Origin of the sequence: Devosia sp. ZW T5_3, assembly GCF_044987315.1 — a bacterium.
GTDB lineage: Bacteria > Pseudomonadota > Alphaproteobacteria > Rhizobiales > Devosiaceae > Devosia.
This window is the reverse complement of sequence record NZ_JBJDRE010000014.1, coordinates 18,507-38,723: the sequence shown is the minus strand read 5'-3', so window position 1 is coordinate 38,723 and position 20,217 is coordinate 18,507. Positions and strand designations below refer to the sequence as shown.

Annotated in this window: 15 protein-coding genes; 5 read left to right on the top strand and 10 right to left on the bottom strand. The window is 61.7% G+C overall.

The window, feature by feature from the left end:
* Nucleotides 1-15 precede the first annotated feature (15 nt).
* Nucleotides 16-2,391, top strand: coding sequence for a PIG-L family deacetylase (locus ACI3KW_RS17060; RefSeq protein ID WP_404849084.1), 2,376 nt, complete (start codon nucleotides 16-18; stop codon nucleotides 2,389-2,391).
* Nucleotides 2,388-3,563 carry an N-methyl-L-tryptophan oxidase gene (gene solA / locus ACI3KW_RS17055; RefSeq protein WP_404849083.1) on the top strand — a complete coding sequence of 392 codons (1,176 nt, stop codon included), beginning with the start codon at nucleotides 2,388-2,390 and terminating at the stop codon, nucleotides 3,561-3,563. Before ACI3KW_RS17060 ends, solA begins: the two co-directional genes overlap by 4 nt.
* An 81-nt stretch (nucleotides 3,564-3,644) precedes the next feature.
* On the opposite strand, the gene ACI3KW_RS17050 is transcribed toward solA, so the two are convergent.
* The 10 genes from ACI3KW_RS17050 to ACI3KW_RS17005 form a co-directional block, all read right to left on the bottom strand.
* The gene (locus ACI3KW_RS17050) at nucleotides 3,645-6,152 is read right to left on the bottom strand and encodes a PIG-L family deacetylase (RefSeq protein WP_404849082.1); all 2,508 of its coding nucleotides are present in this window, start codon (nucleotides 6,150-6,152) and stop codon (nucleotides 3,645-3,647) included.
* Between the two features lie 197 nt (nucleotides 6,153-6,349).
* Nucleotides 6,350-6,799 (bottom strand): Rrf2 family transcriptional regulator, encoded by a 450-nt coding sequence (locus tag ACI3KW_RS17045; protein WP_262168754.1) that lies wholly within the window; start codon nucleotides 6,797-6,799, stop codon nucleotides 6,350-6,352.
* A gap of 153 nt (nucleotides 6,800-6,952) precedes the next feature.
* Nucleotides 6,953-8,023 carry an ABC transporter ATP-binding protein gene (locus ACI3KW_RS17040; protein WP_404849081.1) on the bottom strand — a complete coding sequence of 357 codons (1,071 nt, stop codon included), beginning with the start codon at nucleotides 8,021-8,023 and terminating at the stop codon, nucleotides 6,953-6,955.
* A gap of 62 nt (nucleotides 8,024-8,085) precedes the next feature.
* Entirely contained in the window at nucleotides 8,086-9,078 is a 993-nt protein-coding gene (locus tag ACI3KW_RS17035; RefSeq protein WP_404849080.1) for a hypothetical protein, read from the bottom strand.
* Nucleotides 9,079-9,102: 24 nt separating this feature from the next.
* Complete coding sequence (locus ACI3KW_RS17030; RefSeq protein ID WP_404849079.1) at nucleotides 9,103-9,981, bottom strand: carbohydrate ABC transporter permease; 879 nt, start codon at nucleotides 9,979-9,981, stop codon at nucleotides 9,103-9,105.
* Complete coding sequence (locus ACI3KW_RS17025; RefSeq protein ID WP_113120243.1) at nucleotides 9,978-11,066, bottom strand: carbohydrate ABC transporter permease; 1,089 nt, start codon at nucleotides 11,064-11,066, stop codon at nucleotides 9,978-9,980. The genes ACI3KW_RS17030 and ACI3KW_RS17025 overlap by 4 nt, the downstream gene beginning before the upstream one ends.
* Nucleotides 11,067-11,135: 69 nt before the next feature.
* Complete coding sequence (locus ACI3KW_RS17020; protein ID WP_404849078.1) at nucleotides 11,136-12,389, bottom strand: extracellular solute-binding protein; 1,254 nt, start codon at nucleotides 12,387-12,389, stop codon at nucleotides 11,136-11,138.
* On the bottom strand, nucleotides 12,386-13,468 hold the full coding sequence (locus tag ACI3KW_RS17015; protein ID WP_404849077.1) for a LacI family DNA-binding transcriptional regulator: 1,083 nt from the start codon (nucleotides 13,466-13,468) through the stop codon (nucleotides 12,386-12,388). Before ACI3KW_RS17015 ends, ACI3KW_RS17020 begins: the two co-directional genes overlap by 4 nt.
* 184 nt (nucleotides 13,469-13,652) lie before the next feature.
* The gene (locus ACI3KW_RS17010) at nucleotides 13,653-13,814 is read right to left on the bottom strand and encodes a hypothetical protein (RefSeq protein WP_162740071.1); all 162 of its coding nucleotides are present in this window, start codon (nucleotides 13,812-13,814) and stop codon (nucleotides 13,653-13,655) included.
* A gap of 417 nt (nucleotides 13,815-14,231) precedes the next feature.
* Entirely contained in the window at nucleotides 14,232-15,347 is a 1,116-nt protein-coding gene (locus ACI3KW_RS17005) for a PLP-dependent cysteine synthase family protein (protein WP_404849076.1), read from the bottom strand.
* A gap of 215 nt (nucleotides 15,348-15,562) precedes the next feature.
* Between ACI3KW_RS17005 and ACI3KW_RS17000 the strand changes: the two genes are divergently transcribed.
* The 3 genes from ACI3KW_RS17000 to ACI3KW_RS16990 all read left to right on the top strand — a co-directional run bounded on the left by ACI3KW_RS17000 (nucleotide 15,563) and on the right by ACI3KW_RS16990 (nucleotide 19,832).
* The gene (locus ACI3KW_RS17000; RefSeq protein WP_404849075.1) at nucleotides 15,563-17,191 is read left to right on the top strand and encodes an MFS transporter; all 1,629 of its coding nucleotides are present in this window, start codon (nucleotides 15,563-15,565) and stop codon (nucleotides 17,189-17,191) included.
* 89 nt (nucleotides 17,192-17,280) lie between these two features.
* Nucleotides 17,281-18,210, top strand: coding sequence for a transcriptional regulator (locus ACI3KW_RS16995; protein ID WP_113120247.1), 930 nt, complete (start codon nucleotides 17,281-17,283; stop codon nucleotides 18,208-18,210).
* 110 nt (nucleotides 18,211-18,320) lie between these two features.
* The gene (locus ACI3KW_RS16990; protein ID WP_404849074.1) at nucleotides 18,321-19,832 is read left to right on the top strand and encodes an alpha-N-arabinofuranosidase; all 1,512 of its coding nucleotides are present in this window, start codon (nucleotides 18,321-18,323) and stop codon (nucleotides 19,830-19,832) included.
* Nucleotides 19,833-20,217: the final 385 nt, after the last annotated feature.

Below are 20,217 nucleotides of genomic sequence, written 5' to 3'. Positions count from 1 at the left end.
ACTTTCAGGACCGCCATGCTGACCGCCCGCGACCGTCTCGCCCGCCGCAAATCCCGCCCCGCCATTGTCGGCCTGCACCGCGCCCTAAGCCGACTAACCTCGACACTGACGGTGATGAATACCGGCGCCCATCCCGATGATGAGCAAAGCGGCATGCTGGCACTGCTGCGCTTCGGCATGGGCATGCGGGTCATCGTCGCCTGCTCGACCCGTGGCGAAGGTGGCCAGAACACGCTTGGCCCCGAGCGCACCGGCGCCTTGGGCGTATTGCGCTCGCGCGAAATGGAAGAAGCTGCCCGCGAGTTGGATGCTGACGTGGTCTGGCTCGGCCATGGCCCCGACGATCCCGTGCACGATTTTGGCTTTTCCAAAAGTGGTCCGGACACCCTCGCCCGCTGGGGCAAGGACCGCATCATCGAACGCCTGGTGCGCGCCTACCGGCAGGAACGCCCCGACATCGTCATTCCGACTTTTCTCGACGTGCCCGGCCAGCATGGCCACCACCGCGCCATGACCGAGGCGGCCGAAACCGCCATTGCCCTGGCCGCCGATCCCACCGCTTATCCCGAGCATTTTGCCGAGGGACTGACGCCCTGGCACGTGGCCAAATATTACCTGCCGGCCTGGTCGGGCGGCGGCGATACCTATGACGACGAGGTTCCACCTCCGCCGGCTACGCTGACCGTCACTGCCAGCGGTTCGGACCCACTGACCGGCGCCAGCTATGACACTTTGGGCGAGTTCTCCCGCGGGTATCACGCCAGCCAGAATATGGGCCATTGGCGCGCCGAGCCGCAGACCGCTTGGCCGCTGCATCTCAAGCTCGGCGGCGCCGCGGAAGCCGACATCCGCACCAATCTGCCCGCCAACCTCAGCGAAATCGCCGCTCTGCTCGCCAGTTCGGCATCCGCCCCGCTCCGCGCAGCAGACGCCGCCATTGCCGATGCCATCGCGGCCTTTCCCGATGGCGCCGCCATTGTCGGCCCGCTGGACATTGCCAAATCCGAACTGCTCGCCGCGCACGCCGCGCTCACTAGGCCGGAAGCCGAACTATTCGGCCATCGCCTCAGCCGCAAGCTGGCCGAAATCGACGCGGCTCTTATTGCGGCAAGCGGTCTCGACATCCTGGCCTGGGTAGAGCCGGCCAATCTGGCGCCCGGCGGCAGCGGCCAGCTCAAGGTCTGGCTCGGCAATCGCCATGCCACGGTCCGGCCGGTCCTGGCCCCTCATCTCCATGCCGGTACCCTCACAAGCGAAGGCTCGGTGACCAGCATCCCCCTGTTGGTCGCCGCCGATGCCCCCATCACCAATGCCTATTTGCCGGGTTATTCGAGCCTGGGCGGCAATGGCGCCGTGCAGGTCGAGGTTACGCTCAAGATCGGCAGTCATGCCGCGACCGAACTGATCGACACCGAAGAGCCGGTGCAGATCGTCCCAAGCCACGCGGTCAGCCTGGCCCCCGATGCCCTGATCATCCCCCTGCCCGCTGCCCCAATCGACCACACCGTGGCGGTGCAATCCGACGCGCCGCCACAGGCCATCGCCATTGCAGAAACACCGGGCCTCGCGATCACCCGTTCCGGTAACGGTTTCACCGTCCGCGCCGATGCAGGTCTATCAGCGGGCCGGCTAACCCTGCCGGTGACGATTGACGGCGCCCCCGCCTACAATCTCACCCCCATCGCCTACCCGCATATCGGCCGCACGCATTTCGTCCGGCCACAAGCGCTCGACATTCTCGCGCTCGATCTTGTCCTCCCCCAATCCCGTATCGGCTATGTTGGTGGCGGCAGCGACCGGGTCGGCCTGTGGCTCGCCCGCATGGGTGCCGACGTCACCGAACTGGACGCAGCGGCCCTTGAAGGCGATCTGTCGGCATACGACACCATCGTCATCGGCATCTTCGCCTTTGGCACCCGGCCCGATCTCGCCCGCGCCGTGCCGCGCCTGCACCGCTGGGTTGAATCCGGTGGGCATTTGCTAACCCTCTATCACCGCCCCTCAGATGGCTGGAACCCTGACGTGACCCCGCCACGGCGGCTGGTCATCGGCTCGCCTTCACTGCGCTGGCGGGTCACCAATCCCGCCGTCAACGTTAGCAGTCTGTTCCCCCAAAGCCCCCTGATGTCGTTCCCGAACCGCCTCTCAGCGAACGATTTTGCGGGATGGGACAAGGAGCGAGGACTCTATTTCGCTTCGCAATGGGACGACGCTTATCAGCCCCTGCTATCCATGCATGACAGTGGTGAGCAGCCCCTTTTTGGGTCCCTGCTCACCGCGCAGATCGGGCGGGGAAGGCATACCCATACCAGTCTGGTGCTGCATCACCAGCTCGACAAACTGGTGCCCGGCGCCTTCCGCATCCTTGCCAATCTGGTGCAAAAATCTTGACACATCAAAGCTTTGACGTCGTCGTCGTCGGCCTGGGCGCCATGGGCAGCGCCACCCTCTACCAACTCGCCAAGCGTGGCATTCGCGTCCTCGGCATTGATCGCTTCGCCCCGCCCCATACCGAAGGATCCACCCATGGCGAGACCCGCATCACGCGGCGCGGCATCGGCGAAGGCGAGACTTACGTCCCCCTTGCCGTTCGCTCGCACGAAATCTGGCGTGAACTCGAGGCCGAGACCGGCCAATCCATGCTGTTCGAGGTGGGCAGCATCGTCATCTCGCAAGCCGATGATAATGTCGAGCGCCCCGGCCGCACCGGCTTTATCAGGCGCTCAATTGCGGCCGCACAACGCTATGGAATTGCACATGAAATTCTCGGCGCCGACGAAATCCGCCAGCGTTTTCCCAATCTTATCCCCGCCGGTGACGAGATTGGCTATTATGAGCCAGGCGGCGGCTATCTGATGCCGGAGCGCTGCGCCGCGGCCAATCTGGAATTGGCGCGGCGGCATGGGGCGACGATTAAGCTGGGTGAGATTGTCACGGCCATCACACCCGATGGGTCGGGTGTGTCGATCACGCTGGGCGGCGAGACTATCCATGCCGGCCAGGCCATTGTTACGGCAGGTGCCTGGGCCGGTGGTCTGCTCGGCGCCCCGTTCGACCGGCTGCTGAAGCCGACGCGGCAGGTGATGCATTGGTTCGCCCTGGCCCCCGATGCGCCGCAGCAATGGCGCGATTCGCCGGTCTATATGTGGCCCCATGGCGAGGAAGAGGACGGCTTTTTCTACGGCTTCCCGAGCCTTGATGGCATCAGCATCAAGACCGCCGACGAGTTCTATGGCCCAGCCAGCGATCCGAACGCCATCGACCGCAATGTCCCCCTGTCAGACTCGCATCGCATGCATGCCGCGCATCTGGCAGGACGCCTTGCTGGCGTGACGAATAATCCAATTAAAACAGCAACTTGCATCTATACCGCCACGCCAGACAGCGCCTTCCTGATCGACCGCCACCCCGCCTCTCCTGCCATCCTGGTCGCCTCGCCCTGCTCGGGCCACGGCTTCAAACACTCTGCCGCCATCGGCGAAAGCCTGGCGCAATGGGCGATAGACGGCGCCTCGGCGATCGACCTCTCGGCCTTCGGCCTCGGCCGGTTCAGCCAGCCCTAAATGACAAGGCCCCCGATCGCGAGATCGGGAGCCTTGCCGGGAGGAGCCGGGCTATAGGGAGGCCTCTGCCCGGCTATGGGGTCAGCGCCGCGCCGGCTGGGTCAGATTGGCCAGCAGGCGGAAGGCACCGGGAACCAGTTTGTCGAGCTGGTGATGCAATACCAGGCTCGTATGGGTATGCCGCCCCTGTCCGATCTCGGCCGAAAGCAGCGAGCCCGTCAGTGGCTCCTCGCCGGAATCACTCATGGAAAGCAATGGCTTATAGGCCTCATCCCATTCCGAAGCGAAGTAGAGCCCACGTTCCTTGTCCCAATTGGACCAGTCTTCCTCGGTCAGGACATTGGGATAATTGAGCAGCGGATGATCCGCCTCCAGCACCGTCACCACGGCATTGGCATCGGTCACCCGATAGCGGATGGAGGGCGAACCGATCTTGAGGAAAGCCGGCGGCACCGCCTCCGGATCCCAGCCATCGGAGGGACGATGATAGAGCGTCACCAGATGCCCGCCATTGTTCACCCATTCATGAATCCCCGGCAGCGCCGCCACCAGATCAGGCCGCTTGCCAAAGGCGAAGATGCCGACAATCAGGGTATCAAGATCGCGATAGGCGCCGGCCTCGATATCGCCCGGCGCCAGTTCGGTCAGGTCGACGCCAAGGCGGCGGAGCCAGACATGAACATTGTCATTGCCGCCGCTGACATAGCCCACCTTGGTATTTTCCGGCAGCGCCGCACCAACCGATTGCACCGGCACCGACACCAGCGTCGGCACTACCGATTTACCGATATGGGGATAGGAGAAAGTGTTGATGGCATAAGCCGGTTCACCCAGCAGAACCGGCTCTATCGCGATGCGCGTCGTACCCAGATCGGCCGGCGGCGCCAGCTCGAAAGTGCCGGCTTCCCGGCCGGTTTCACCAGTCGGTAGCAGCGACCAGCCATCGGGCAGGTCGAAGGTCAGATCGTCCGTCGTGGCATTAGCGACCACGGCAGTCATCTCCACCGGGGCGATATCCCGCTCGGTATTGAACACCACCGCGTCGGGCTTGAGCTCAAGCGAAGCGGCCGGAATGACGCGCAGCGCATCTTCCAGGTCGATGTCGAGCACAGTGGTCCGCCCGCCGATTTCAGCGGTCAGCCGCACAAAGGCATCGCCATTGCCGCCCAGCGGATCGAACTGTTCCGTCAAGGGGTTAGTCAGTGCGGCATCAGTCGCAGCAGTGACCAACTCCCCCTCTTCGCCCGCCTTGCTGCTCAGCCCGTCGCGACCAATGATCGCCACGGATTGCACCACAACATTGTCGGGCGCATCGACGTCGGTCTTGACCAGAACCTCTTGACCAGGCCGCAGATCGGCACCATCGGTATAGGCGCGAACCTGCATGCCGGCCGCCGTGGCCAGCACCAAATCGATCTCCTTGACCTTGCGATCAAGGCGGTGCGCCACGCTATCGACCAGCTCGGCGGGCAATTGCGCACGGGCCGCGTCGATCGCAGCGCCGATCTCGATCACCTTGGCGACCACCGCTTTGGGATCGCCGTAATCGGCAATAGCTTCCTCGATCAGCCCCTGGGCATTGCGCAACGCATCAGCGGCCGAGGCCGGCATGCCGTCGAGTTCGGCGATGTGACCCACCGTGGCGATCAGCCCGTCGCGAATGTCATTTTCCTGCGTCGGGGCTTCGCCTTCGGCAACGCGCGACAGGTTGAGCTGCCATTCGGTTTGCGGGTCGGGCCGCCAGGTACCCATGCCTTGGGTCAGGTGGCAGGAGCGGGACCATTCGCCCATTTGCGGGAAGGTGGCGCCGGAAATCGGGTCGCGCGCCGGCGCCTTGACCACGAGTGTCGTCGGCGGGGGCGGAATTTCGTCGTCATAGACGCCGCCGCCACCGCCATAGGCTGGCAGGTAGATTTTAGGCACATTCCAGGGCTTGAGCCCGGCCGCGATCTGTTCGGGGAATTCCTCTTCATTGCCGGAAATATCGGCCGTGATGAAGGTCGCCACGGTGGCAGCGCGATGCTGGCCATGCTGGCCCGGCACGTCGAGGAAGCAGTTCATCACCACGTCGGGCTTGTACTGGCGGAACGCCCAGGTCATGCGCTCGATGACGCGATCGCGGCCCCAGCGGGCAATGGTGGCATTGGGGTCTTTGGAGAAACCAAAATCATGCACGCTGTCATTATGCCCGCGACCGCCAAAGGCCAGCGAGGCGTCGAGCGAGCGCGAGGCTTCCTGCATTTCACGGGTGCGCAGCACGCCGAGCACCGAGCCACGTTCCGGCCCGATACTATTCTGGCCGCCCTCCCCGCGCGTGATGCAATAGAGCACCGGGCGGATGCCATAGACATGGCGCAAAGCGGCCAAGAGGCCACTGGGTTCGTCATCGGGATGGGCGCCCGTGGTCATAAAGGTGACGGTCGAAGTCAGGCGCTCAAGCTGGCGATAGAGTTTGACGATTGCCGGTTCGCCCTTCTGGCTCGCAATCAAATCCAGATCCGATGCGGGCGCGGCCCAGGCCGGTATTTGCGTGGCCGCCAGCAATGGGGGCACCGATGCGACAAAAGTTCGCCGGCTCATTCGCGTCATGACGATTCCTCTCTTTCCTCTCCAAACCGGGCGTCGGCGGGCCGCAATATGGCGCCGCGTGACAGCTCAGTGACAGGACTATGGGAGGGGGATTAACACAACTCAAGTATGTTAATCGGAAGAAACGACGTGTTTTTTGCAGGCGCCGGTGCGACAGCACAAGCGCCCCACTGTTCTATCGGCTCAGATAGCCAGCGTCAGGCGGTCAGCGTTTCGGAGGTCAGCGTTTCGATGGGACCGAGGCTACGCAGTTCGGTCAGGCTGGTATTGTCCAGCACTTCTGCGATGGCATTGCGCACTTCCAGCATCAGGTGACGGACCTGGCAGGTGGCAACGTCGCAGTCATCACAAGGCTGGAAGCGGGTCTTGCTGGCGCAGGGGATTGGCGCGAGGGGACCATCGAGCACGCGCACGACATGGCCGATCTTGATCTCCTCGGGCGGACGGGCAAGGCTATAGCCGCCGGTCTTGCCCTTGCGGCTGTAAACGAAGCCGGCATTGCGCAACTCGGCCAGAATCGCGTCGAGAAATTTCTTGGGGATGTTGTTGGCACTGGCAATCTCGCCCACGAAGGCGAGCTGGCCCGGTGGCAATTCTGCCAGCGCGGAAAGAGCCTTCAGGCCATACTTGCCTTTTTTGGTCAGCATCGGCTTCTGCCATTCGATCGGGCGGCCCGGCGGCCGCTATTGCGTCCCGTCTTAAATTCCACTGAACCGGTAGACAAGCCTATAATTGTTCTAAAGTGAACGAGTTTGGTGGGATGCCATGCTTTTGAACCCTGGAGTGGCGCTACACCCTCGCTAAACGGCGTTGCCCGCTGCGTTGAACAGGCAGATTTCATTGGGGTCGAAGTTCAGCGCGATGTCGTCGTTCAGCGCGACGGCGACGTCGCCGGCGAGAGCCGCCAGGATGGTTTCGCCGCTGGGGAGGATGGCACTGATGATGGTTTCGTTGCCGAGGCGTTCTACCAGATCAACCTTACCGGCAACGCGCCTGGTGCCGTCCTTGAGCAATTGATGCGGGCGGACGCCCAGGGTGAGGCTATCGCCCTGCCCTATGCCTTCGCGGCGCGGCAGGGTGATGGGTTCCAGCGCTTCCGAGGCAAGCGTCATGGTATCGGCGGACAGCGCGGTGACCGTGACGGGCAGCAGGTTCATCTTGGGCGAGCCGATGAAGCCGGCGACGAAGAGATTGGCGGGCTTGTGGTAAAGCTCGAGCGGGGAGCCGACCTGCTGGACCACGCCGCCATTGAGCACGACGATCTTGTCGGCCAGGGTCATGGCCTCGACCTGATCGTGCGTCACGTAGATCATGGTGGCGCCCAGGCTATTGTGAAGCTTGGAGATTTCCGAGCGCATGTCGAGGCGCAGCGAAGCGTCGAGATTGCTCAGCGGTTCGTCGAACAGAAAGACGTCGGGCTTGCGCACGATGGCGCGGCCGATGGCGACACGCTGGCGCTGGCCACCGGAGAGCTGGGCCGGCTTGCGATCGAGCAAATGTTCCATCTGCAGAATGCGGGCGGCTTCCATGATCTTGGCGTCGCGCTCGGGTTTGGGCGTCTTGGCGAGCAATAGGCCGAAGCCGACATTGTCGTAGACACTCATATGCGGATAGAGCGCGTAGGACTGGAACACCATGGCGACGCCGCGATCGCGTGGCTGGACCTGATTGACGACACGGTCGCCGATCTTGAGTTCGCCCTCGGTAATGTCCTCAAGACCGGCGATCATGCGCAGCAGGGTGGATTTGCCACAGCCGGAGGGGCCGACAAAGACGACGAATTCGCCGTGCTCGATTGTGAGATCGACGCCCTTGATCACGTCGACCTTGCCATAGCTCTTGTGGATATTGGTGAGGCTCAATCCGGCCATCGGAACTCTCCTGAGGGGTGCGCGCCCCCGCCCTGCGGCGGGAGCACAAAGCATCGGTTTGGTTAGACCTTGGCGCCGGGGGCGACTTTGTCGAGTTCGGTGTGCAGCAGGCCATCGGCATCGACGCGGACGGGGATCGGGTCAGACACTTCGCCCACGAACGTGCCATCGGCGGCGTCGTGGATGAAGCCCATGAAGACCAGGCCATTGTCGGTTTCAACGATCTTGCCGGCATAGCGGCGGCCATTGTGGCCGTCGAAAAACGCGCCGGGCGCCACTTCCCAGGGGCCGAGCGGATCGTCGGCCATCAGGTAATGGGTGCCGCGGGTCGGCTTTTCCGGGTTGAGCTTCTTGTAGGCCTCGGACCAATGGCTGCCATCGGTGCAGAACAGCATGTACCACTTGGCGCCGATCTTAAAGACCTGGGGCACTTCCATCTGGCCGAACATGCCACCGCGATAGACGGGAGGCTGCAGCGTCCAAGTGTTGAGATCGGGCGAAGTGGCAAAGCCGACCGAGCCGCCGGCATTCGGCTCGGCAATGCCGGGCATGCGGGCGACCATGTACATGATCCAGCCATCGCCATTGGGGTTCTTCATCACCCAAGGATCGCGGAAGGCGCGGTCGTGCCAGTGGCCGGGGGTATATTCCTCGTAATCGGGGCCCGAAATATCGAGCGTCAGGCCATTGCCGACGCGGGTCCAATTGTGGCCATCGGTAGAGGTGGCGTGGCCGATGCGCTGTTTCATGCCCGCTTCGGCATGCTCGGTGCCGGTGTAGAACAGGTGCCAGAGGCCGGCGTCATCGCGCAGGGTCGTGCCGGTCCAGGTGGTCCAATCATCCCAGGCCACCGGGTCGGCGGGCTTGAAGGTGGTGCCCAGATAGGTCCAGTTGGACAGATCCTTGGAGACAGCATGGCCCTGGGTCACGTTGCGGTGGCGCATGTCGGGATGGGCCAGACTGTTGTCGGCCTGCAGGAAATAGGCGTGGTAATCATCCCCGTCGCGGTAAATCCAGAAGTCCCAAATCCATTTGTCTTTAAGTGCGAGAACCAATTTTTTCGTCTTTCGAAGTTGGGGTTAGCCTTTGATGCCGGTCGAGGCGATGGAGGAGATGAACGCCCGTTGCAGAACCAGGTAGAAGATGAGCACCGGCAGGGTGATGATGGAGAGGTAGGCCATCACCTCGCCCCAGGCGATGTTGAGCTGAAAGAAGTATTGCAGGCCCACCATGACCGGGCGGTACTGCTCGGACTGGGTGACCAGCAGCGGCCAGAGATACTGATTGTACATGGCGAGGAATTTCAGGATCGCCGCGGTGGCAAAGACCGGGCCGGAAATCGGCACGATGACGCGGGTATAGACCTGGAACCAGGTGGCGCCATCGAGCCGCGCCGCCTCGATCAATTCACGCGGCAGATCGCGGAAATATTGCACGAAGAGGAAGATGGTCAGCGCATCGGCCAGGAACGGCACGATCTGCACGTGGTAGGTATTGAGCCAGCCAAATTGCAGGCCGCTGGAGCCAATCCAGGGGAGATTGTTGACCAGCATCAGCATGGGAATGGCGATGGTTTCGAACGGCACGATCAGGGTGGCGATCAGGATGGCCAGCACCACTTCCTTGCCCTTGAATTCGAGAAAGGCAAAGGAGAAGGCGGCCATCGAGCAGATGAACAGCGCTCCGGCCACAGTGACTACGGTGATGAAGACCGAATTGAAAATGAACAAGGCCACTGGCGCGCGGCGGAAGGCAGCCGCGTAATTGTCGAAGGACAGATCGCCCACCGGCAGGAAGGCGGCGATGGAGGCGGTGTCGCGCAGCAATTGCTGGGCCGGCTTGAACGAGGACACCACCATGAAGACGATGGGGAACACGAAGATCAGCGCGAAGACGACAAGCAGCAGATAGCGCAACGCGGTCTTGAAGCCGGTGTTGGGGGAAATGACGGCGCTCATCGATTGCGCTCCCGGGTCAGATAGCGTTGGGCCATGGAGATGGTGAGAACGATCAGGAACAGGATGACCGAGATGGCCGAACCACCCGCGATATTCTGCTGGCCATAGCCGCGCTCGACGGCCTGGAACACCATGGTCTGGGTGGAATCCACTGGACCACCGCCGGTCATCACGTCAATCTGGGAGAACAGCGAGAAGGCCTGCATGGTGATGACGATCAGGATCAGTACCGCGGTGTTGCGCAGGCCGGGCCAGGTGACATAGCGGAACTTCTGCCAGGTGGTGGCGCCTTCGATATCGGCAGCCTCGTAGAGCGAAACCGGAATGGTCTGCAGACCCGACAGCCAGATGACCATGTGGAAGCCGACGCCCTGCCAGACCGACATGGCGAGGATCGACCACAGAGCCGTAGCGGGATTGCCCAGCCAATCGACGGGCTTGAAGGCGCCGAAGCTGAGGAAGCCGAGCATATTGTTGAGCAGCCCACTCTGGCCGGAATAGATGAAGCGCCAGAGCAGCGACACGACGACGATGGAGACCACCACCGGCATGAAGTAGATGGCGCGGAAGATGTTGATGCCCTTGAGCTTCTGGTTGATCAGCACCGCCAGGAGCAGAGCCAGACCTGCCTGGATGGGCGCCACGAACAACACAAACAGGACCGTATTGGTCAGCGCCTTCATGAAGACGACGTCGCTGGCCAGCACGTAAACCTTGGAATCACCCCAATCCCAGGAGAGCCATTCGCGCTTGCCGCTGAGCTGCGGGTATTCGGCATTGTTGCGCGTGTAATCGCGTACTCGCGGATAGCTCAATTCGCCCTTGGCATCGCGGACCAGCGCACCGGCCTCGTCAGTTTCCGGCTGCAGCACCAGCGTACCAACACCCAGCAATTGGTCGAAATTGCGCATGCCGACCCACTCTGTCGGATTGGGCGAAATCAGCCGCTGATTGGTGAAGGACAGGGTGAAGGCCAGGATGAATGGCACGATCAGGAACAGCGTGATTAGGAAGATCGCCGGACCGGCAAGCGACCAACCCGCGAGCGGATGGTTCTGCAGGGATTTGGTGGGCGTGAGCTTCATGGGAGGCAAACCTTGCGGGGAGTTTGCCCATGGGCCCGCTTGCTGCGGGCCCATGGGCTGGAGGCGTGATTAGAAGCCGTAATTGTTGTTGCGCTGGATATCGGCGTTGATGGCGTCAGTGGCGGCATCGAGCGTGTCGGCAACGTCGGCGCCATTGGCGATGTCAGCGGCCAGCTTGATGAACTCGAGCGCGGCGACGACATAGCCTGGCGTTACGGGGCGCAGCGTGCCCTGGGCCTTGCTCAGGTCATAGAACACGGCGAGCGGGCCGCCGGGCTTGTAGTTTTCGGTCAGCTCGGCTGCCGAGGCGGTGGCGGGGATCAGGCCCAGGCCGTTGGAGAATGCCGCGACATATTTGTCCTGGGTGGCAAATTCGATGAAGGCGCTGGCGCCATCCTTGTGCGGGCTGGTGGCCGAGACGCCGAACTGCCAGGAGCCGGCACCGATCTTGGGACCATTGCCAAAATCGGGAGCTGGCAGGAACAGCAGGTCATCGCCAAAGGCTTCTATGGCTGGCAGGGCATTCCACACGCCATTCCACTGCAAGGCATAGCGCCCGTCGATAAAGCCGGTGGCGTGGTCGGCGGCCGTCTGGGAAGTGCCGGGGGCATATTGATTGGTGAACAGGCTCTGCCACCATTCGCCCCAGGCAATCGCGGCGTCGCCGTTCAGTGCCCCTTCGGCCGTGGTGTAGGTGGTGCGATCCATGATGTCGCCGCCAAAGCTCTGCAGGAAGGGGCTGAACGCATAGGGATACCATTCGCCCCGATCATCCATGGATAGATCGAGCGGGAATTCGAACTTGCCGGTCGCCTTGAGCGTGGCCAGGGCCGCGTCGAATTCCTCGCGGGTCCAGGGCTGTTCGAGCGTCGGGATGCGGATGCCGTTTTCCTCGAGCACGGATTTGCGCGCGAACATGGCAACGGCAGCGTCCCACAAGCCGACGGAATAGATCTTGTCCTGCCAGGTACCGATGGTGCCGGGCAGGAAGCCGTCCAGCGTGCCTTCCGAGAGTTCAAGCGGCGCCATATAGCCGGCCCAAGCCCAATTGGGCATGTTGGGGCCATCGACGTCGATGATATCGGGTAGATTGCCGGCCACGGCCGCGGCAACGATCGTGTCGTTGTAAGCGCCCTGCGGGAACTGCTCGAGCTTGACCGTCCAATCGCTCTGCGATGCGTTGAAATCGCTGATGACGGTATTCAGGATTTCACCCTCGGTCGGGTTGCCGGCGCCGTGATACCACAGGCTCAATTCGGTCTGAGCCCAGGCGGGGGCGGTGGTCATGGCCAGAATGCCGGCCAGGGCTGCGAGTTTTTTCACTGATCGTTCCTCCTCATTTGAAACGGGGTCACTACCTGGCTCAAATCAGCAACCGAGTTGCGCCAGGTGATAGGTCCAGCGACCCGTTCGATGACGGGTTCGTCGGATTGGGCGGTGCCGGCGATGAGGCGCAACAGCCGATCGGCAGCGCGCGCACCCATGGCGGCATAGGCGAGCTCGATGCTCGTCAGCGTGGGGTGGAGATGTTCGGTGATGATGCGGTAATCGTCGTAGCCAACGACCGAAATATCGCCGGGCACGGACAGGCCGCGCTCGCGCAGAATCGAATAGACGCGCATGGCCATCTTGTCGTTGGCGCAGCAGATGGCGGTGGGACGATCCGGCAGTGACAGCAGGCGATCCAGCGCATCCCAGAGCAGGTCGAATTCATGGGCACGGTCGCTGAGGGCGCCGGTAATGGTGAGCGCCGGATCGACAGGCAGGCCTGCAGCCTTGTGGGCTGCGCGGTAGCCGGACAGGCGCAAGCCGCGGGCGATCATGCGCTCGGGCAGCATCAGATAGGCGATGCGGCGATGGCCGCGGGCGATCAGTCCCTTGACCAGTTCAAACTGGCCACCTTCGTCATCCGGCACGACGGCCGGCGTACCCTCATCGTCAAAGCAATTGGCCAGCACGACATGGGTCTGGCGCGGATTGGGCGGCAATTGGATCTGCTGGTGGAATTCGGCGACATGGATCAGGCCCTCGACGCGATGCTCGAGAAAGGTCTGCGTCAGCTCGGGAATGCGCGCTGCCTGGTTACCGGTATCGGCGATCAGCAGGGTGAGGCCATGTTCGGCGAAAACGCGCTGGGCGCCCTGCACGATATAGATGTCCGGCAGGCCGGCTGCCTCGAAACCAGGCGAGAGACTGATGGCGCCGGTTATCATACCGATCAGACCTGTGCGCTGCGAGCGCATGGACCGGGCGGCATTTGAGGGCACATAGGCGAGCTGATCGATAGCCGCACGCACCGCCTCAGCGGTCTTGGCATTAACCGGCGCGTCGCCATTGAGCACGCGACTGACCGTTTTGGGGGAAACTCCCGCCGCTTTTGCTACGTCGTAGATCGTCGCCAAGGCGATCCTCCCTACCCCGGCCGAGCGGCCGATTGCTCCTCAACGATGCTGCCTCGGCGTATGACACCGATGTCATGACATCGGTGTCATACATGCTTGAAGGACATTTGAGAGTCAAGCGGGCGGGAAATGTGGGAGAGGCGCCGCCTCGTGAGGCGGCGCTCTGGACAGGGCTGACGACGGGTCAGTTATTCTTGGTCGAACCCAGGCTCTCGTCACCATCGGCCGTATGGCACATGGATTTGTCTTTGTAGACGCAATGGTGCGGGGCCGTCGCGGCGAAGGCCGGAGCAGCAACGCTGCCGATTGCGGAAAGAGCGATCAGAACTGCGGCAATCTTTTTCACTTCCCAACTCCTCTATGTTTGGTGAAGTGACGATGCGCCCGCCGGCAAGCTCGTTCCAGTTAAACTCCGGCAACAAGATTTCATTTTGTTCATGCTGTTCATGAACTTCACGGCAACTTGTTTTCGAGCGCTCACAATTGGTTAGAAGGCGTGGCGGCGGGGTGACCAGATTGTGGCGGATGGCTGCAATTGGGGGGAGCGGAAGCAGGGTGCTGGCCACCCTGCCACCCTACTCTCGGTGTCACCCCGGCGCAGGCCGGGGCCCATCTTGGGACCTGGGCACACACCGCCAGATCGCAGGACTACCCACTCACACACCTTGCGGCTAGGGCGCGATCTCGAGATGGGCCCCGGCCTGCGCCGGGGTGACACCGTAGATGGGGACACGCCTGCTGCAGAACGGTGTCCTGGCGGCGCTTACTTCGCCCCCGGCACAAAGGGACCGCCTTCGAGGAAGGCTTCAAGCATCGCAACGTGCGGCGCGATGTCCAGGCCTTTGGCGGCGAGCCAGACATCATTGTAATAGGTATCGGCGTAGCGCTCGCCGCTGTCGCAGATCAGGGTGACCAGTGAGCCGGCCTGTCCGGCATTGCGCATCTGCGCAGCGGCCCAGCACATGCCGTAGAAATTGGTGCCGGTGGAACCGCCGACGCGACGTGACAGGCGCTGCGACAGCACGCGCATGGCGGCGAGCGAGGCCGCGTCAGGCACCTTGATCATCTGGTCGACGACTTCGGGCACGAATGACTTTTCGACGCGTGGGCGCCCTACCCCTTCGATGCGCGTCGGGCAATCGCAAGTGGCGTCGGGATTGCCGGTGGCCCAGCCCTCATAGAAGGCCGAGTGCTCGACATCGGCGACGCAGAGCTGGGTGGGATAGCTGCGATAGCGAATATAGCGGCCGATCGTGGCCGAAGTGCCGCCCGTGCCGGCGCCCATAACGATCCAGCTCGGGATGCAATGAGGCTCGGATTCCATCTGCCGGAAGATGGATTCGGCGATGTTGTTATTGCCGCGCCAATCGGTGGCGCGCTCGGCATAGGTGAACTGGTCGAGATAGTGACCGCCGCTATCCCGGGCGAGGCGCGCGGCCTCTTCGTAGATGGTGGAGGCATCCTCCACGAGATGGCATTGGCCGCCCTGCTGGGTGATCGCTTCGATCTTGCGCGGGCTGGTGGTGGCGGGCAGCACGGCGATGAATTGCAGGCCAAGCAGGCGTGCATAATAGGCCTCGCTGACGGCGGTGGAGCCGGAGGAGGCTTCGGTCAGCGTGACGCCCTCGGTGATCTTGCCGTTGCAGATGCCATAGAGAAACAGAGAACGCGCCAGACGGTGCTTGAGGCTGCCGGTGGGGTGGGCCGATTCATCCTTGAAATAGAAGGACTGATCAGGCAGGCCCGAAAAAGGCAGCGAAATCAGATGCGTGTCGGCCGAGCGGCGCCCTTCCGCCTCCAGCAGCGAAATGGCCCGGCAAGCCCAGGCCCGATCTACGCCCGCCGCCGAAGCGGCGGCAAATCCGCGCGAACCTTCCATAACGTTGCATCCTTCGCCGATCACCACATTGCAGGTATCATATACCCCATAAATCGCTATGCAAAGCATCTTTTGCTATTTTGTTATTCTATTTTAGCAATATGTACCCATTCGCACTCGCCTAAAATCTCATCATCTAGCACAGACGGCGGTTGATCCCGGAGAGGGAAGCGGGTCTATATCAGGCAGTATGCAAATCATTGATCCGTCCGCCCATGGCTGAGCGCCTTTCCCCGCTGGTTCCGCTGGAAAATGGAACCTTCCGCAATATCTGGGTCGCCAATCTGGTGTCGAGTTTCGGCGCGTTGATCCAGGGCGTCGGCGCGGCCTGGTTGATGACCTCGATTGCCGACAGCGTGGACATGGTGGCGCTGGTGCAGGCATCGACGTCGCTGCCGATCATGCTGTTTTCGCTGCTGGGCGGTGCCATTGCGGATAGCTTCAATCGCCGGCGGGTAATGCTGATCGCGCAGTGTTTCATGCTGGGTGTGTCATTGCTATTGATGGCCGGAGCATTTTTGGGGCTGATTTCGCCCTGGCTGCTGCTGGGCTTTACCTTTCTGCTGGGCTGCGGCACGGCGCTCAACAATCCGTCCTGGCAGGCTTCGGTGGGCGATCTGGTGCCACGCACGCAATTGCCAGCGGCGGTGACGCTCAATTCCATCGGCTTCAATATTTCGCGCAGCGTGGGGCCGGCTATTGGCGGCATTATCGTGGCCGTGGCGGGGGCCGCGGGAGCGTTTGCGCTCAATGCGCTGAGCTATCTGGGCCTGCTCTATGTGCTTTTCCGCTGGAAACCCGTGACGGAGCCCAGCCGCCTGCCTCGCGAGGGGATCGGGCCGGCCATGCTGTCGGGCGTTCGCTATGTGGCGATGTCGCCCAATCTGTTGCGGATCTTGCTGCGGGCCTCGATTTTCGGGTTCACAGCCATTTCGGTGATGGCGCTGCTGCCGGTGGTATCGGCATCGCAATTGACCGGCGGACCGCTGACCTATGGCCTGATGCTGGGCAGTTTCGGGCTGGGCGCGGTTGGCGGAGCACTGCTGAGCAGCCGGCTGCATGTGCGCTTCAGCAGCGAGGCGGTGGTGCGCATCGCCTTTGTCAGCTTTGCTTTGGCGGCCTTTGTCACCGGTATCAGCACTTCGGTGTGGCTGACCTCGCCGGCCTTGATGCTGGCGGGGGCGAGTTGGGTGTTGGCGCTGTCGCTGTTCAATGTGTCGGTGCAGTTATCCTCGCCGCGCTGGGTGGTGGGCCGAGCGCTGTCGCTGTACCAAACGGCGACGTTTGGCGGCATGGCGCTGGGCAGTTGGATCTGGGGCCTGGCGGCGGAAAGCTATGGGCTGGCCATCGCCTTCGGCGGGGCGAGCCTGCTGATGCTGGCGGGGGCACTGCTGGGCTTGCGGATACCCCTGCCGCCGCGGACAATGCTGGATCTCGACCCGCTCAATCGCTGGCAGGAGCCGCATCTGGAGCTGGAATTGCAGCCGCGCAGCGGGCCTATCCTGATCCAGATAACCTACAAAATTCGACCGGAAAATCTTACTGCATTCATGGCGGCAATGGATGCGCGTCGTCGAATCAGGCGGCGGGACGGGGCGCGGCACTGGACGCTGCTGCGCGATCTCGGACAGCCCAATCTGTGGACCGAAACTTATCAAACACCGACCTGGACTGAATATGTCAGGCACAATCTGCGGATGACCAAGGCCGATGCCGAGATTGGCGATCAAGTGCGGGCGCTGCATGAAGGCCCCGAGCCCCCGGCGGTGCAACGGTTTGTCGAGCGGCCGACTAATTGGTTCGAGGTGACCGGCACGCCTAAGAGCACGATCGATCATATCTGATCGCGGGCCGCCTCGGCGCAATGCGGTTGATTGTATCAGCGATCCTGATAGACATGTTTATTCGCTTTGTTCCCCGCTGAAAGTCCGTCATGAGCCGCAATTTTCTGGTCGTCGACCCCGAAGAAGGCATCGAGGTGCTCAAGGGGCTGGCGTCGACAATCCGCATCCGCATTCTGAAGCTTTTGCATGTCGAAGGGTCGATGAACGGCAATGATATTGCCGAGAAACTGGGCCTGCCCCAGTCGACGATTTCGACAAATATCCAGGTGCTGGAGGCGGCCGGACTGATCCGTACCGAGACGCAGAAAGCGCGGAAGGGCAATCAGAAAATCTGCCATTCGATGTTTGATGAAGTGCTGGTGATGTTCAAGGAAGACATCTCGCCGCTGAAGTCCAACAGTATCGAAGTGGCCATGCCGCTTGGACTTTATACCAGTTGCGAGGTTTCGGCGCCGTGCGGGTTGTGCTCGAGCGAGGGAATTATCGGGTTGCTGGATGTGCCCGATACTTTCCTTGATCCGGACCGGATGAAGACCGGGCTGATCTGGTTCACGCGGGGATATGTGGAATATCAATTTCCCAACAATGCCAAGCTGAGCCAGAACAAGATCGAGGCGATGGAATTTTCCATGGAGCTGAGCTCGGAAGTGCCGGGCACTTCGGCCGACTGGCCCAGCGACATCACGCTTTCGGTCAATGGCACGGAAATCGGCACCTGGACGTCGCCGGGGGACTTTGGGGACAAACGGGGCGTCTATACCCCCGATTGGTGGAAATTGAAGGGCAGCCAGTATGGCAAGCTCAAAAGCTGGCGGGTGATGCCGGACGGCACTTATGTCGACGGCGTCAAGATATCCCCGGTGTCACTGGTGGATCTGGACTTGGCCAATCACCATTCCATTCGGCTGCGCATCGCGGTGAAGCCCGACGCTAAACATCCGGGCGGCATCAATATTTTCGGCCGCGGCTTCGGCAATTACGACCAGGACATCATCCTGCGGCTGCAGACCGAGCGCTGATTTAATCCCCGTCGAATTTGTTTGCCCTGCCCCTTGCGCGACGCGCCTGACCTCGTTTACAACGGGGCAACTGATATAAATCAGAAAATCGGGATTGAAGGGAGGACCAAGTGAAGGCGTCCGTTACTGCGCATAAGGACTACACGATTTCGAAAATCGATGATCGTGTGTATGGGGCATTTCTGGAACATCTGGGCCGGGCGATCTATGAGGGTATTTATGAGCCCGACCACCCGACTGCCGACAAGGATGGCATGCGCGGGGATGTGGCCAAGCTGGTCAAGGACCTCAATGTACCGGTGGTGCGCTACCCCGGGGGTAACTTCGTTTCGGCCTATAATTGGGAAGACGGCATCGGGCCGCGCGAGCAGCGCCCTACCCGCCTCGACCTGGCCTGGCACACGTCGGACAGCAATGCCGTAGGCGTGCATGAATTTGCCGATTGGTGCGCTACCGTGGGCACCGAGATGATGCTGGCTGTGAACCTGGGTTCGCGCGGCGTCGATGAGGCGCGCAATTTCCTGGAATATGTGAACCATCCAGGTGGCTCCTACTGGAGCGACCTGCGCATCAAGAACGGCCGCAAGGAGCCGTGGAACGTCAAAATGTGGTGTCTCGGCAATGAGATGGACGGGCCCTGGCAGGTCGGCCACAAGGATGCGGATGAGTATGGCAAGCTGGCCGCCAACACGGCGCGCGCCATGCGCATGTTCGACAAATCACTGGAACTGATCGTGTGCGGCTCGTCCAATTCGGACATGGCCAGCTATCCCGATTGGGAGCGCATCGTGCTGGAGCATACCTATGATCACGTCGATCATATCAGCCTGCACATGTACTTCGCCAATCGCGACAACAACACGCCGAACTATCTCGGCCTGAGCGAAAAGCTCGACACCTATATCGAGACGGTCGCCTCGACCATCAAGCAGGTCAAGGCCAAGAAGAAGTCCAAGCGCGACGTCTATATTTCCTTCGATGAATGGAACGTCTGGTACCATTCCAACAAGAAGGACCGCGAGATCCTGGACGGCAATAGCGGCTGGCCGCATGCGCCGGGCCTGCTTGAGGACATCTACAATTTCGAAGACGTGCTGATGGTGGGGTTGATCCTCAACACCTTTATCCGCCGCTCGGATGTGGTGAAGATCGCCTGTATCGCGCAGCTGGTGAACGTGATCGCGCCGATCATGACGGAAAAGGGCGGCCCGGCCTGGGCGCAAACCATCTATTATCCGTACTTCTTCGCCTCGGTGTTCGGTCGCGGTACAGCCTTGCAATTGCTGGTCAATTCGCCCGGCTACGAGACGACGCATGCAGCCGACACCCCGTTTGTCGACGTTTCGGGCGTGCATAATGAAGAGGAAGGCACGCTGAGCTTCTTCCTCGTCAACCGGCACACCAGCGAAAGCATCGAGACCGAAGTGAGCCTGCAGGGCTTTGGCGCCGGCACGGTGATCGACCACCAGGTGATGACCCATCCCGACCTCAAGGCGGTCAATACCGCCAAGAAGCAGGATGAAGTTGCCCCCCGCAAGGGCAGCGGCGCCAAGATTGCCGATGGCAAGCTGAGCGTGTCCCTGCCGCCTTACTCGTACCAGATGGTGCGTGTGAAGATCTGACGCGGTCGGTCAATGGTGTGGGGATCACCCCACACCTACACTGCTATCGAGCATGGGGATAACCTTCAGCATGGATTCCGGCCTGCGCCGGAATGACATTGTGGTTGGTTGCCGTTTTGTGGGTTCCCACCCGGCGCCGTGGAGGCTGCCACCCCTTGTGGGAAGAGCGAAATCACGCCCGGTTCGGGCAGCGCAAATGCGTTGACCAGCCCCCTAATACGCTAACGGACTGTTAGCGTTGAGAACCGTTAAGGTGCTCATTTAGAGCGTTCAAAGGGACGCACCAGCGACGGTGCGTCCCTTTGTATTGTATATCACGGTTTCCGATTTACATCAGATAGTGCGTTGACAATGACGGATGGTTGAGTAGCATATCGGACGAGCG

What these genes read in the sequence shown, in the direction of transcription:
- ACI3KW_RS17030 (WP_404849079.1), bottom strand. Translation starts at nt 9,981, where the DNA reads ATGAGCGCCGTCATTTCCCCCAACACCGGCTTCAAGACCGCGTTGCGC.
- ACI3KW_RS17040 (WP_404849081.1), bottom strand. Translation starts at nt 8,023, where the DNA reads ATGGCCGGATTGAGCCTCACCAATATCCACAAGAGCTATGGCAAGGTC.
- ACI3KW_RS17025 (WP_113120243.1), bottom strand. Translation starts at nt 11,066, where the DNA reads ATGAAGCTCACGCCCACCAAATCCCTGCAGAACCATCCGCTCGCGGGT.
- ACI3KW_RS17045 (WP_262168754.1), bottom strand. Translation starts at nt 6,799, where the DNA reads ATGCTGACCAAAAAAGGCAAGTATGGCCTGAAGGCTCTTTCCGCGCTG.
- ACI3KW_RS17005 (WP_404849076.1), bottom strand. Translation starts at nt 15,347, where the DNA reads ATGGAAGGTTCGCGCGGATTTGCCGCCGCTTCGGCGGCGGGCGTAGAT.
- ACI3KW_RS17060 (WP_404849084.1), top strand. Translation starts at nt 16, where the DNA reads ATGCTGACCGCCCGCGACCGTCTCGCCCGCCGCAAATCCCGCCCCGCC.
- ACI3KW_RS17000 (WP_404849075.1), top strand. Translation starts at nt 15,563, where the DNA reads ATGGCTGAGCGCCTTTCCCCGCTGGTTCCGCTGGAAAATGGAACCTTC.
- ACI3KW_RS16995 (WP_113120247.1), top strand. Translation starts at nt 17,281, where the DNA reads ATGAGCCGCAATTTTCTGGTCGTCGACCCCGAAGAAGGCATCGAGGTG.
- ACI3KW_RS17050 (WP_404849082.1), bottom strand. Translation starts at nt 6,152, where the DNA reads ATGACGCGAATGAGCCGGCGAACTTTTGTCGCATCGGTGCCCCCATTG.